Consider the following 13,354-nt stretch of genomic DNA (forward strand, 5'->3'; position numbering starts at 1 on the left):
TTCGATGAATATCCTGATCGTTCATGCTCATCCCGAGCCGCAATCCTTCTGCACCGCCATGAAGGATCTGGCCGTCGTCACCCTGGAAGGTCTCGGCCATCAGCTACAGGTTTCCGACCTGTATGCCATGCAGTGGAACCCGGTGGCTTCGGCCGCCGACTTTGCCCAGCGCAGCAACCCGGACTACCTGGTCTACGCCCTGGAGCAGCGTGAGGCGGTCAAGCGTGGTGACATTGCCGCGGACATTGCCGACGAGCTGGAAAAGCTGCTGTGGGCCGACCTGGTGATCTTCAACTTTCCGCTGTTCTGGTGCTCGGTGCCGGCCATCCTCAAAGGCTGGATCGACCGCGTACTGGTGTCTGGCACCTGCTATGGCGGCCTGCGCTTCTATGACCGCGGCGGCCTGGCCGGCAAGCGCGCGCTGCTCAGCTTCACCCTCGGCGGTCAACAGCACATGTTCGCCGGCGAAGACGCTGTACACGGTGACTGGGAACCCATGCTGCGTCCCCTGCAGCGCGGCACCCTGGCCTATGTCGGCATGAGCGTGCTGCCGCCTTTCGCTGCCTATCACGTGCCCTACATCAGCCAGGAGGCGCGCGAAGACATCCTGCGCCGCTACGGCGACTACCTGCTGCAATTGGAATTCGCCGAACCGCTGACCTTCCCTACGCTGGCCGATTTCGACAAAGGTCTGCGCCCGCTCAAGCAGGAGGTTCCGGCATGAAAACCTGGATCTGCGTGGTTTGCGGCCTGATCTACGACGAGCGCCAGGGCTGGCCCGACGACGGCATCCCGGCCGGCACGCCCTGGGCCGAGGTGCCGGATGACTGGCTATGCCCCGACTGCGGTGTGAGCAAGGCCGACTTCGACATGCAGGAGCTGTAATCGACCGCCCGCATGGACGCCCGCGAGGCGGATGCGTATGATTGCGCCCCGCAACGCATCCGTAGCTCAGCTGGATAGAGTACTGCCCTCCGAAGGCAGGGGTCGTGGGTTCGAATCCCGCCGGATGCGCCAGATAGCTGTTTACCGTTGTCTCTAGCAGTCTACGGAATCCCCCGAAAAGCCCGCCCTGTGCGGGCTTTCGTGTTTTTGGCTGTCGAGCTGCGCGCCGATCTGGCGGACGGCAAGAACCCCATCGTGAGCAAGCAGGCCCGCAAGGCAGATACGGGTTCGTCTTCCGGTGGGTGGATGGTCTTGTCGGTCAATCGTTTAGCGATTGTCTTCTTGTTGGCCCTTGCGAAGGCAATGGCATCGTCGTGGACTCGCTGTTCAGTTGGTGTCATCAGTCACAGTTACCTGTTCAGGGTGGGGCTGAGTCTATGGGGTGGATTTGGCACCACTGAGGGGAAGCTGTCACCGCCACAACGATCTACTGGCACGCTGCAAGTCCACCATCGTTGCTTTAAGTCCATCCTGCTACCCAAAGTTAGACGCAGAACGGGAAACGCTACTCCTCCGCAAAGTAGTCACTGTCCAGCTGCTTTACCTCGTACACCTGCTTAACGCTCACCCCCAGGTTGTTTTCCACCATCAACCGCGCCAGCTCCACGCCGTCGATCAGCACCACTTTGATATCCAGCCCCAGCGCCGCCTCGCGTGCGCCTGCGGAGAAGTCTGAGGTGGTGATGAACACGCCCTTGCGCGCGCGCTGGCGGGTCAGTGCGCCGATGAACTTGTCGATCTCCGGGCGGTGCACGGTGTTGCTCCAGCGCTTGGCCTGCAGGTAGATCACGTCCAGGCCGAGTTTGTCCTCCTTGATGATGCCGTCGATACCATCGTCGTTGGTGGCCTGGGTCGCCTTGCCGGCCTCTTTGCGCGAGCCGCCGTAGCCCATGGCGAGCATCAGATCGACCACCAGTTGCTCGAAGAAGCTCGGCGTGGCCGCTCGTACCTGCGCCAGCAGCTCATCCGCCAGCGACTGCACAAGCGCCTGGTGCGCCTCTGCCAGTTGTTCGTCCGGCGTCGTTTCGGCGGCATCCAGCGCTACCACGGCCGGCGCATCAGCCGCCTGCGGTTTGGCGGTATGGAAGTCGGCAAACTCGGGGAACTGCTTCAACCAGCTCACGGTGATGCGTTGCGGGCCGCTGGCCAGCGCGTCCCGGCCGCGCGGGGTGATCTGCACCATGCCCTTGGCCGGAATGCACAGCAGGCCGGCCTTGTTCAGGTAGGTGCGCGCCCAGCCCACACGGTTGTTGATCACCGTCTGATTACCCGAAGGTAATCGCTCTTTGCGCTCGTCCTCGGTCAGCTGGAACTGATCGGCAACGCGCTCGCGCAGCTCGTTGAGTGCCAGTGGCACGCCATCCTGCACAGTTGCCAGCACCGGGCGCATCACGCTTTGGAAATCCGGAATTGCCATCTCTACGTCCTTTCCCTGTTCGTGGCAGTCAGATGCCGCGCATACCACTCTCATCGAAGCCGGCCGCCGTCTTCAGCATCTTCAAAATTGCCAGTGCAAATGCCCGGCTCTTGATCTCGTTATCCAGCACATCCAGCGACATTTTTTCGTTGTCGGTCATGGCGTCCAGCACCATATCCTCGACCCGCTTGGGGAACAGGCCATGCATGACCTGTTCGATCGAGTGGTTGCTGATTTGGGCCATCACTGCCTCGTCCTTGCTCAGGCGACTGACAATACCGTTGGCATAGTGGAGCTGGTTGTCATCGCTCACTTCGGCACCGAAGATATCGTTCAGCGCCTCGATGATTTCCGATAGCCGTTTCTTCTCTGGGTCATGGGGTTTGCCGCTGCCCAGTCCCGTGGCCGGATCGAGGCCGTAGTCGCCTTGCTCCTCGCTCAGGCGCAGCTGGTGCTCGGCGCGCTTGGTCAGGCGGTAGTGGGTCAGTTGCAGTTCGCCCACGTCCACGTCTTCCTGATCGAGGCGATCCACGCGCAGCAGCGGGTGCAGGTGCTTGGCGTACACACACAGCTGCTCCAGCTCGCGATCCTCATAGGGAATGATCTGCGAGAGGAACTCGTACAGACGCACAAAGCTCTGCAGGTTCTTCTTGAACAGGTCGAGCTGATCGACCTGCTCGCCAGCTTCCTTCACGGCCGCCTCGGCCTTTTTCAGGCCGGCGCTGTCGCCGTTCTGCTCGGCGGTACGCTTGAAGTCCAGCGCGTGCTGGCGTGATTCCTGGGCCAGCTTGTAGCGCTTGGCAAAGCGCTCCTTGGCCGGCGCGCAGTAATAGCTGAGTTTGCTGGCGGCGGCCTTAGGGTCGAAGAAGGCCAGCGCAAACGCGGTTACTTCTTCCCAGTGGTAGATGCCCTCGGCATCCAGTTTCTTCTGCAGGTCATAGATGAGCTGCGGGTCGGTCACGTCGGTCAGCTCGGCCTTGGTGTAATACGGCAGGAAGGCGTCGAGAATGTCCTGGGCGTCATTGAAGAAGTCGAGGATGAAGGTCGGTTTGCTGTCGCCGAAGGTGCGGTTCAGGCGCGACAGGGTTTGCACGCAGTCCACGCCCTGCAGCTTCTTGTCCACGTACATGGCGCACAGCTTGGGCTGATCGAAGCCGGTCTGGTACTTGTTGGCGGCGATCATCACGTTGAAGTCCTGGGTGTCGAAGGCTTCCGCCAGGTCGCGCCCGTTCAGGCCGGGGTTGAGCAGGCTGCTGCTTTCCGTCACCTCTTCGGGAATCACCCCGTCCGGCATTACGCTGCCGGAGAAGGCCACCAGCGGATGCACATCGGCGTAGCCCATCTGCTTCACATAGGCCTGCATCGCCAACTGATAGCGCACCGCTTCCTGCCGACTGCTGGTGACCACCATGGCCTTGGCCTGGCCGCCCAGCAGGTGGCGGATATTGGCGCGGAAGTGCTCGACGATCACCTCCACCTTCTGGCTGATGTTGTACGGATGCAGGCGTACCCAGCGCGCCAGCTTCATGCGCGCCTTTTTCGAGTCCACTTCCTCGTCGTCGCCGTCCGGGTGGGCGATCTTCCAGGCGGTGCTGTAGGTGGTGTAGTTCTGCAGCACATCGAGGATGAAGCCTTCCTCGATGGCCTGGCGCATGGAATACAGGTGGAACGCCTCGGGCTTGTTGTCGGCGCTCGCCGGCAGCGCCGGGTTGGCCGGGCGACCGAACAGCTCCAGGGTCTTGGCCTTGGGCGTGGCGGTAAAGGCGTAGTAGCTGATGCGCTCGTTGGGAGCGCGGGCGGCCACGGCGGCGTCCAGCAGCTCTTCGGCGCTGATCTCTTCAGCCTCAGGCGCATCACTGCCGAGTATCTGCTTGAGCTTGCTGGCCGATGAGCCAGTCTGCGAGGAATGCGCCTCGTCGGCGATCACTGCATAGCGACCGCTGGCCAGCTTGGGGTACTTGTCCAGGGCATCGAACAGCGCCGGGAAGGTCTGGATGGTGACAATGATGATGCGCGTCTGCTCGGCCAGCGCCTCGGCCAGTTGCTCTGACTTGCTCTGGTTGCCGATATCGCGGGTGATGCACTTGACCACGCCCTGGGCGTGCTCGAACTGGTAGATGGTGTCCTGCAGTTGCTTGTCCAGCACGGTGCGGTCGGTAATCACGATCACCGAGTTGAACAGGCGCTGGCCCTCGGCGTCGTAGAGCGAGGCCAACTGATGCGCCGTCCAGGCAATGGAGTTGGACTTACCCGAGCCGGCGCTGTGCTGGATCAGGTAACGCTTGCCCGGCCCTTCTGCGCGGGTGGTTTCAATCAGTGTGTTGACTACTTCCCACTGGTGGTAGCGCGGGAAGATCAGGGTTTCTTTGGTGACGCGGTTGCCGTCGGCATCTTCCTTCACGCTCTTCTGCAGGTGCAGGAAGCGGCCCAGCACCTTGAGCCAGGCATCCGGCTGGAAAAGGCGCTGCCATAGGTAGCCGGTGGCGTACTGGCTGTCATCCGGCGCAGGCGGGTTGCCGGCGCCGCCGTCGAGGCTGCCGAGGTTGAACGGCAGGAAGAAGGTGTCCTTGCCGGCCAGCTGGGTGGTCATCGCCACCTCATCCTGGCTCACGGCAAAGTGCACCAACGCGCCACGCTTGAAGGTCAGCAGCGGCTCGGGTTTGCGCGTCAGCGGGTCTTTTACCGGGCGGTCGTAGCGGTACTGGCGCTTGGCGTTTTCCACGCTCTGCTTGAACTCGCTTTTCAGCTCCAGCGTGGCGACGGGGATGCCGTTGACGAATAGCACCAGATCCAGACGGGGGTTGTACTCACCCTCGCGGTAGTGAGGCGAATAGGACACCTCCGGCACCACGCGCAGACGGTTGCACTGGTAGCGCTTGAGGGTGTCCGGGTTCATGCCGTGGTCGGGCTTGAAGCTACATGCCTCGATCTTCACCCCCGGCAGCTTGAAGCCATGGCGCAGCACGTCCAGGGTGCCGTCCTGCTCCAGCTCGCGCACAAGTTTCTGTACCAGCACGGTTTCCGGGTTGTTCGGGTTGGCCTTGGCGAACTTGTCCCAACGCTCCGGCCAGGCGTCCTTGAAGTAGCCGAGAAAATCCACGGTATACAGCGCCGTGCGCCGGTCATAGCCGCTGGCCGGGCCGGTCAGCCAGCCCTGGGCGACCATGGCGGTGATGATGTCTTGCTGGAATTGCGCTTCCTTGCTGTCTGCCATTACACGGCCTCTGCTACTGCTGGTTCGGGGGCTTGCGTACTGGCCGGAGGTTGCCAGCCGCGCACGTCGATTTTGCCGGTAACGGCGGCGGAGATAAGGGCGGAGCGGCGTTCGTTCATGAACCGGATTGCTTCCCCGGCCACTTCAATTAAGGAATCAAGTTTGGGAACTTGTACAGCAAGGAAACGCAATATCTCACTCAACTCGCCTTCCGGCGGCTTTGGAATAACCAGCGAACGAATATCGCCCAACCCAAGAAACCCTTGAGCGCCTCCTCGGCTAATGAGCTCGGTTTGCTGCTCGAAAAGCCTGCTCTCAAGAAAGTACAAAATCTGCTTAGCCTTCTTACTACTTCCCGCCGACTTGAAGAGAGCCACGTTCTTAATGGAAAACTCCCGAGAGGTCTCCACAATCAATGCTTTTCCTATATTGCCACCAATCATTGACATGAGAACGTCACCGTTTTGCGTGTCAGAACGCCGCATTACCTCTGAGTGGTCTTCACTCGAAATATACTTGCAGTTGTCAAAATCAATATTGGTACCGATAAAGTCCTTTGAAGTGATCAACGGAAACGCATCTGGACTTGGATCGACGTAGCTAGGTGTGGCATGCGTCCCGTCTTTCACCTCGACGATTCTCTTTAACGCCACCACGTCCCAATGCGCCGGCACCTCCCCCAGCCACTCTACGCCGGAGTCTTTCATGGGCACCGCAGGATTGAGGCCTTTGGTAATGGCGTGGGAGATCACGGCCTGGCGCTTTTCCTTGAGCAGTTCGATCAGGCGCTGCTGCTCTTCGATCAGCGCGTCGATGCGGGCGGTTTCGTGGTCGAGGAAGTGGGCGATTTGGGTTTGCTCCAACAGCGTCGGAAACACCAAAGGGAGGTTTCTTACTTTCTCCGCATTAAGGTTGTCTTGAGTGTTGCTTGAAGCCATGGTTTTCACCCAGCTTTCAAGAGACACCAGCCACCACTTAACAAAACTTTGCTCCGCTACCTTACCGTCTAACAACAAACCGAGGATGGCTTGATTAGTTGCAGCATTTAGCCCGAGGACAGCCACCTTACCAATTGATGCATAAATTGAATAAAGCAACCCGCCAGCTGGAATGACTCTTAATCCCTTGCTTTTGAGTCCCGCAGCAGTCAGAGACTTAGCTGTGCAATCAACTATCGGCCCTCTGGTCATATCTGAAATTGCCACCCAAGGAATACCATCCCCATCAGACCAGTAAGCAGAATTGTTACTTTCAGGCGTGCCACCAGACACAAGCTCAATCAGAGCATGCTTCAGGTTGCCAACCCTCCAACCCAGCGGCACCTCTCCTAGCCAATCCACACCTGAATCCCTGTAGGCCGAATACGCGGGAAAAGTCATGCCGACAGCCCCTCAATCATCTGTTTGATGCGGTCGGTGCAGGCTTTCAGGTCACGGTCGATCTCTTCCAGCGGACGCGGCGGCTGGAACACATAGAAGTGGCGATTGAAGGGAATCTCGAAGCCGACCACACCGACTTCGCCGTCCTGCGCATCCGTCTTGCTTTCGTCGATCCAGGCATCCGGTACATGGGGTTTTACTTCACGCTCGAAGTAGTCGTACACCGACTCACCCAGTGGCACGTTCTCGTTGTCGCGCAGGCCGGCATCGGCTTCCGGCTTGCCTTTCACTGTACAGATATCGGCCTCCGGGTCACGCTCGCTCAGGGCATTCAAGATGGCCTTCAGCTCGGGCGCGCTGGGCGATACACCGTGGGCGCTGAGGGTCTTTTTCAGCAGTTTGCTGAACTGCTCGCGGTTGCGGTGCAGCTGGCTGGCGTCCAGCGCTTGCAGGGCTGCGACCAGTTGCTGCTGTGCCGCCGCGTCCATCTTCTGAATGGCCTTTTCTTCCAGCACCTTTTCAATACGCTCGGCGTTAGCCTGAAAGTTCAGGCGCAGCGGACGTTCGACGGTGATACGCCGGTAGCCAAAGGCTTCGACGGGGAAGATCTTGCTCTGCGCGGTTTGCTCAAAGCTGCCATACAGCCGCACCAAATCACTGATCTGTTCCTCGGTAATGTACTGGCGCTTGCTGCCCAGGGATTTGCGCATTTTGGCAAAGTGCTGGCTGCCATCGATCAGTTGCACCTTGCCTTTACGTTCGGCGGCTTTGTGGTTGCTCAACACCCACACATAGGTGGCGATGCCGGTGTTGTAGAACATATCGGTGGGCAGGGCGATGATGGCTTCGACCAGATCGTTCTGCAGTAGGTAGCGGCGAATCTCCGACTCACCCGAACCGGCGCCACCAGTAAACAGCGGCGAGCCGTTGAGGATGATGCCGATGCGCGAGCCGCCTTCACGCGGGTCACGCATTTTGCTGACCAGATGCAGGAGGAACAGCAGCGAGCCATCGGACACGCGCGGCAGGCCGGGGCCGAAACGGCCGTTGAAGCCTTTTTCGCTGTGCTCGTCGGTGATCTGCTTCTGCACCTTCTTCCACTCCACGCCGAACGGCGGGTTGCTGAGCATGAAGTCGAAGCGGTGCTCGGGGCCGGCCAGTTGGTCGTTGGAAAGGGTGTTGCCGAGTTTGATGTTCTCGACTTTCTGGCCCTTGATCAGCATGTCCGCCTTGCAGATGGCGTAGGACTCGGGGTTCAGCTCCTGGCCGTGCAGCGACACGGTGACTTGCTGGCTGATGGACTGGATGTACTCGTCGCCCTCGGAGAGGAAGCCGCCGGTGCCGGCAGTCGGGTCGTAGATGGTGACGATGCTGTTGGGCTTGAGCTTGTCGTCCTGCCCGGTGATCACCAGCGAGGTGGTCAGGTGCACGATATCGCGCGGGGTGAAGTGCTCCCCGGCGGTTTCGTTGGAGCTTTCCGCGAACTTGCGGATCAGCTCTTCGAAGATGATGCCCATGCCGAAGTTGCTGATGCGCTCGGGGCTCAGGTCGGTGGCGGCGAAGCGCTGCACCACCTGATACAGCAGGTTGGCGGCCGAGAGCTGCTGCACGAAGTCTTCAAAGTGGAAGTGCTCGAAGATCTCGCGGGCGTCCTTGCTGAAGGACTGCACATAGCTCATCAGGTCGGCGGCGGTCTGGGTGTCGGACAGCGTACCCAGGGTCAGCTTGGAGGCATTGAAGAACTGCTGCCCGGCCGCACGCAGCAACAGCCGCTCACGCACCAGATCAGGCCGGCCCTCCTGCGCATAGGACTCACGGATCACTGCTTCCTTGGTCGGCTCCAGCACACATTCCATACGCCGCAGCAGGGTGAACGGCAGGATGATGCGGCCGTACTGCGACTGCTTGAAGTCACCGCGCAGCAGGTCGGCAATCGACCAGAGAAAGGCGGCTGTCTGGGAATGGTTTTCCGTGTTCACGCAACTGCTCCTGGGTGATCGGTCAAAGCGGCTACTTTAACCCGCTGGGAGTCGCCAGGTCAGAGCAATGCGGGCTCTTGTCCAATCATCAGTTGCAAGGGAGGGGGCATCGGGGCGTTTGGCGCGCGAGGGCTACCGCCACGATGAATGCTGACGGCAGGCGTCAGCCCTCGATCCCAACGCCCAAGGCGATGGCGGAAGCATGGGCATTTTAGCGTGCTCCCGGCAGGCTCAGATGTTGCGAGCATCGGCCAATTGAGGCTTCCGAACCTCTATGCACGGAAGCATGGTAGACAACATGGGCTTTTTCACAGCTGCAGGCGCTTGCCTTTTGCTTGGCTTTGCCGCGCTAGGCCTGATGTTTCAGCCAGGCACGTGGCGACTGGCCGAGGCGTTGGCTGAACACCCGTGACAGGGCTTCCGGGCTGGTGTAGCCCACGGCGGGCGCGACCAGTGCCAGTGGTCGGCCGCTTTTCAACAGCTGGCGAGCCAGGCTCAGGCGCCAATCGGTGAGGTAGTCCATTGGCGTCTGGCCGACCAGGCGGCGGAACTGTTCGGCGAAGCGTGCTCGGGACATGCCTGCCTGGCTGGCCAGGTCCTGCAGGTTCCAGTTTTCCTGCGGGCGCTGGTGCAGGGCATCGAGTGCCTTGGCCAGACGTGGTTCAGCCAGGCCGACCAGCAGGCCGGCTTGCAGTAGCTGGCTGTCCATCACTTCTCGCAGCAGCAGGATCAGCACATATTCCACCAAGCGGTTGACTGCGGCCTGGCGCCCGCAATGTTCGGCGAAGGCTTCGGCGAACAGCAGTTCCAACGTCGGTCCCAGGCCGGGTATGCGCTGCAACGGCAGCACGATCTGATCGGGCAGGCTGCGCAGCAGCGGGTTGCCCAGCCCGGCGCTGAAGTCGAAGGCGGCACACAGCAACTCGGCGCCGTCCGCTTCTTCGGCATGCAGGTGGTGGGCACAGGCGCGAGGAAATAGCAGCAGCACCGGCTCTTCGATCAATTGCTCACGTAGCCGCGGACCCGAGACCCGCATGCGGCCGCGACGCAGCAGGTGCAAATGGCCGATGTTGTCGCCTTCGTACAAGCCGGATGAACCACACAGCGGGCCACTGTGAAACACCTTGGCGTGTAACGGGAAGCGGCTGAGCAGCGGAGAAAGGCGATCCATTCGAGACGACCTGCAAGCTATTCGAGATTTTCAATCATCATGGGTATCGGAGATTGCCGCAAAGTGGCGACGTGGTTCAACAACCTTTCAGGAGAACACCATGCCGCGCATCAATCCCGTCGATCTCGCGCAGATCGATACGCAAACCGCTGACAGCCTTACGGCCGTGCGCCGCAAACTGGGCATGCTGCCCAACCTGCACGCGACCCTGGCTCTGTCTCCCGCCCTTCTGCAGGCGTACCTGGGTTACACCGAAGCTCTCAGCCAAGGGCGTCTGACGGCCCGTCAGCGCGAGATCGTGGCCCTGGCCATGGCGCAGGCCAATGGCTGCCGTTACTGCCTGAGCGCCCACAGTCTATTGGGCAAAGGTGCGGGTCTGAGCCCTGACGAGCTGCATGCCGCGCGCCGCGGGCAGGCGCTCGATGCCCAGGAGCAGGCGGTGCTTAGCCTGGCGCTAGGGCTGCTTGAGCAGCGTGGCCGTCTACGCGACGAGCAGCTCGACCGTGCCCGTGCCGCCGGGCTGGATGATGGGCTGGTGCTCGAAGTGCTGGGGCATGTCGCGCTGAATACGCTGACCAACTTCGGCAACAACCTGGCGCAGACGGAGATCGACTTTCCCGAGGTTGCCTTGCAGCTGTGAGGCATACAAAAACGGCCCCGAATGGGGCCGTTTTCAGTTGTCGCCCTACCGCCGTCAGGTTCGCCGGCGGCGCTGCAGCCAGACCACCAGGGCAAACAGCAGCAAGCCCGGCAGCCACATCAGTTCCTTCGGCCAGCGTGCGGTGGGTGCGCGCACGGTGACGATCTCCTGGTCGAACTCCAGGCCGGCTTCGGCCGCCGGGCTGCTGAAACCGACGCTGTCGATCAGCACCTTGCCGTCCTGCTCGTAGGTGACCAGGCCGAGCTTCTCCAGGCGCTCCTCACCGGTGGCGCCGTCCGGTACCGGCAGCAGCACGCTGAACACGCGCTCGTCGCCGACCGCATCCTCGCCGCGAATGCGCAGGCGCAGCTGGCTGTCGCCTTCGATCTCACCGAGGGTCTGGGCCAGTTGGCTCGGCGGCACGTCGCGGTAGGGGTCATGCACCATGTCCATCCAGAAACCGGGGCGGAACAGGGTAAAGGCGACCAGCAGCAACAGCACGCTCTCGTACCAGCGGCTCCTGACCAGGAAGTAGCCCTGGGTGCCGGCGGCGAAGATCAGCATGGCCACCGTGGCGACGATGAAGATCAGCACGCCGTGCCAGAAATCCACGTCGATCAGCAGCAGGTCGGTGTTGAAGATGAACAGGAAGGGCAGCGCTGCCGTACGCAGGCTGTAGTAGAAGGCGGTGATACCGGTCTTGATCGGGTCGCCCTTGGACACCGCGGCGGCGGCGAACGATGCCAGCCCTACCGGCGGGGTGACGTCGGCCATGATGCCGAAGTAGAAGACGAACAGGTGCACTGCGATCAGCGGCACGATCAGGCCATTCTGCTGACCCAGCGCCACCACCACCGGCGCCAGCAGGCTGGAGACCACGATGTAGTTGGCGGTGGTCGGCAGGCCCATGCCGAGGATCAGGCTGAACACGGCGGTGAGCATCAGCATCAGCAGCAGGTTGCCCATCGACAGCAGCTCGACCAGGTCGGCCAGGACCAGGCCGACGCCGGTCTGCGACACGGCGCCGACGATGATGCCGGCCGCCGCGGTGGCGATGCCGATGCCGATCATGTTGCGCGCGCCGGCGATCAGGCCTTCACGCAGGTCGATCACGCCGTCCATGAAGGTGCCGTGGTCATGGCTGCCGTCGTGGCGCATCCAGCTCAGTAGCGGCCGCTGGGTGAGCAGGATGATCACCAGCATGACGCTGCCCCAGAAGGCCGACAGACCGGGCGAGAGGCGCTCGATCATCAGGCACCAGACCAGCACCACCACCGGCAGCAGGAAGTGCAGGCCGGACAGCAGCACGGCGCGGGTCTTGGGCAGCGCCTCGATAGGCGCGTCCGGGTCTTCGGCAGGCAGTACCGGCACGCTGGCGGCGATTTTCAGCAGGCCGAGGTAGACGATGGCCAGCAGTACGCCGATGCCGCTCAGGGCGTGCTCGCCCAGCGCCGGCTTGAGCCAGCCGAGGCCGTAGTAGACCGCCAGCGACAGGCCGCTGATCAGCGCCGCGCCGAAGGCGAAGCCGGTCAGGCGGCGCAGCCAGGGCTTGGGCTGGTGTCCGCCGATGGGCTGCAGGCCGAGCTTGAGGGCTTCCAGGTGGACGATGTAGAGCAGTGCGATGTAGGAGATGGCGGCCGGCAGGAAGGCGTGCTTGATGATCTCCACATAGGGCAGGCCGATGTACTCGACCATCAGGAAGGCCGCGGCGCCCATCACCGGCGGCATGATCTGGCCGTTGACCGAGGAGGCCACTTCCACCGCGCCGGCCTTCTCTGCGGAGAAGCCGGTGCGCTTCATCATCGGGATGGTGAAGGTGCCGGTGGTGACCACGTTGGCGATCGACGAGCCGGAGATCATCCCGGTCAGCCCCGAGGACAGCACCGCCGCCTTGGCCGGGCCGCCGCGCAGGTGGCCGAGCAGGCTGAAGGCGAGCTGGATGAAGTAGTGGCCGGCGCCGGCGCGTTCGAGCAGTGCGCCGAACAGGACGAAGAGGAAGACGAAGCTGGTCGACACGCCGAGGGCAATGCCGAACACGCCTTCGGTGGTGATCCACTGGTGGTTGGCCAGGGCGGTGAAGCTCACCCCGCGGTGGGCCAGCAGGCCGGGCATGTAGGGGCCAGCCAGGCTGTAGATTAGGAACACCAGGGCGATGATCGCCAGGGGCGGGCCAAGCGCGCGGCGGGTTGCTTCGAGCAGCAGCGGGATGCCGATGCAGGCGGTCACCAGGTCGGCGCTGGTCAGGTTGCCCGGGCGCTGCGCCAGCTGCTGATAGAAGATGAACAGGTAGGCCGCGCTGGCGGCAGCGACCAGCCCGAGGGCGATGTCCAGTAACGGTACCCGGTCGCGTGGCGAGCGCTTGAACGCCGGGTAGGCGAGGAAGGTCAGCAGCAGGGCAAAGGCCAGGTGGATGGAGCGGGTTTCGGTGTCGTTGAACACGCCGACGCCGAACACGAACGGCAGCGGCGAGGCGATCCACAGCTGGAACAGCGACCACAGCAGGGCCAGGCCGGCGATCACCTGGGCCATGGCGCCTACCGGCAGGCGTGCGCCGACGTCCTGGGCGATCAGTTCCTCGGTGGAGAGTTTCTCGTCATGCATGGGTTGGA

Annotated in this window: 9 protein-coding genes and 1 tRNA gene; 4 read left to right on the plus strand and 6 right to left on the minus strand. The window is 62.0% G+C overall.

Translation table 11 applies throughout. The annotated features are described in order from the left end of the window. The first annotated feature begins 4 nt into the window (after positions 1-4). The 3 genes from ACF8C6_RS12745 to ACF8C6_RS12755 all read left to right on the plus strand — a co-directional run bounded on the left by ACF8C6_RS12745 (position 5) and on the right by ACF8C6_RS12755 (position 1,017). Positions 5-724 (plus strand): NAD(P)H-dependent oxidoreductase, encoded by a 720-nt coding sequence (locus tag ACF8C6_RS12745; protein ID WP_392499633.1) that lies wholly within the window; start codon positions 5-7, stop codon positions 722-724. Further along, a complete protein-coding gene (locus ACF8C6_RS12750) occupies positions 721-885 on the plus strand; it encodes a rubredoxin (protein ID WP_392499634.1) in 165 nt (54 codons plus the stop codon). Before ACF8C6_RS12745 ends, ACF8C6_RS12750 begins: the two co-directional genes overlap by 4 nt. Before the next feature lie 55 nt (positions 886-940). Next, positions 941-1,017, plus strand: a tRNA-Arg gene (locus ACF8C6_RS12755). A gap of 433 nt (positions 1,018-1,450) precedes the next feature. Here the strand turns inward: ACF8C6_RS12755 and ACF8C6_RS12760 are convergent. The 5 genes from ACF8C6_RS12760 to ACF8C6_RS12780 form a co-directional block, all read right to left on the minus strand. Beyond that, complete coding sequence (locus ACF8C6_RS12760) at positions 1,451-2,362, minus strand: restriction endonuclease (protein ID WP_392499635.1); 912 nt, start codon at positions 2,360-2,362, stop codon at positions 1,451-1,453. Between the two features lie 28 nt (positions 2,363-2,390). After that, positions 2,391-5,576: a type I restriction endonuclease subunit R gene (locus tag ACF8C6_RS12765; RefSeq protein ID WP_392499636.1), complete on the minus strand. Its 3,186-nt coding sequence runs from the start codon at positions 5,574-5,576 to the stop codon at positions 2,391-2,393. After that, a complete protein-coding gene (locus ACF8C6_RS12770) occupies positions 5,576-6,955 on the minus strand; it encodes a restriction endonuclease subunit S (protein WP_392499637.1) in 1,380 nt (459 codons plus the stop codon). The genes ACF8C6_RS12765 and ACF8C6_RS12770 overlap by 1 nt, the downstream gene beginning before the upstream one ends. Then, a complete protein-coding gene (locus tag ACF8C6_RS12775) occupies positions 6,952-8,934 on the minus strand; it encodes an N-6 DNA methylase (RefSeq protein ID WP_392499638.1) in 1,983 nt (660 codons plus the stop codon). Before ACF8C6_RS12775 ends, ACF8C6_RS12770 begins: the two co-directional genes overlap by 4 nt. Before the next feature lie 349 nt (positions 8,935-9,283). After that, complete coding sequence (locus ACF8C6_RS12780; protein WP_392499640.1) at positions 9,284-10,105, minus strand: cupin domain-containing protein; 822 nt, start codon at positions 10,103-10,105, stop codon at positions 9,284-9,286. A gap of 100 nt (positions 10,106-10,205) precedes the next feature. On the opposite strand from ACF8C6_RS12780, the gene ACF8C6_RS12785 reads away from it, so the two are divergent. Next, a complete protein-coding gene (locus ACF8C6_RS12785; protein WP_392499641.1) occupies positions 10,206-10,745 on the plus strand; it encodes a carboxymuconolactone decarboxylase family protein in 540 nt (179 codons plus the stop codon). A gap of 54 nt (positions 10,746-10,799) precedes the next feature. Here ACF8C6_RS12785 and ACF8C6_RS12790 read toward each other — a convergent pair whose 3' ends face one another. Next, the gene (locus tag ACF8C6_RS12790) at positions 10,800-13,346 is read right to left on the minus strand and encodes a TRAP transporter permease (protein WP_392499642.1); all 2,547 of its coding nucleotides are present in this window, start codon (positions 13,344-13,346) and stop codon (positions 10,800-10,802) included. Between the last annotated feature and the right edge of the window lie 8 nt (positions 13,347-13,354).

This window comes from Pseudomonas sp. zbq_18 (assembly GCF_043102245.1).
Lineage (GTDB): Bacteria > Pseudomonadota > Gammaproteobacteria > Pseudomonadales > Pseudomonadaceae > Aquipseudomonas.

Excerpts from the sequence above, each read along its gene's own strand:
- ACF8C6_RS12745 (WP_392499633.1), top strand. The coding sequence starts at position 5 with ATGAATATCCTGATCGTTCATGCTCATCCCGAGCCGCAATCCTTCTGC.
- ACF8C6_RS12750 (WP_392499634.1), top strand. The coding sequence starts at position 721 with ATGAAAACCTGGATCTGCGTGGTTTGCGGCCTGATCTACGACGAGCGC.
- ACF8C6_RS12760 (WP_392499635.1), bottom strand. The coding sequence starts at position 2,362 with ATGGCAATTCCGGATTTCCAAAGCGTGATGCGCCCGGTGCTGGCAACT.
- ACF8C6_RS12765 (WP_392499636.1), bottom strand. The coding sequence starts at position 5,576 with ATGGCAGACAGCAAGGAAGCGCAATTCCAGCAAGACATCATCACCGCC.
- ACF8C6_RS12770 (WP_392499637.1), bottom strand. The coding sequence starts at position 6,955 with ATGACTTTTCCCGCGTATTCGGCCTACAGGGATTCAGGTGTGGATTGG.
- ACF8C6_RS12780 (WP_392499640.1), bottom strand. The coding sequence starts at position 10,105 with ATGGATCGCCTTTCTCCGCTGCTCAGCCGCTTCCCGTTACACGCCAAG.
- ACF8C6_RS12785 (WP_392499641.1), top strand. The coding sequence starts at position 10,206 with ATGCCGCGCATCAATCCCGTCGATCTCGCGCAGATCGATACGCAAACC.
- ACF8C6_RS12790 (WP_392499642.1), bottom strand. The coding sequence starts at position 13,346 with ATGCATGACGAGAAACTCTCCACCGAGGAACTGATCGCCCAGGACGTC.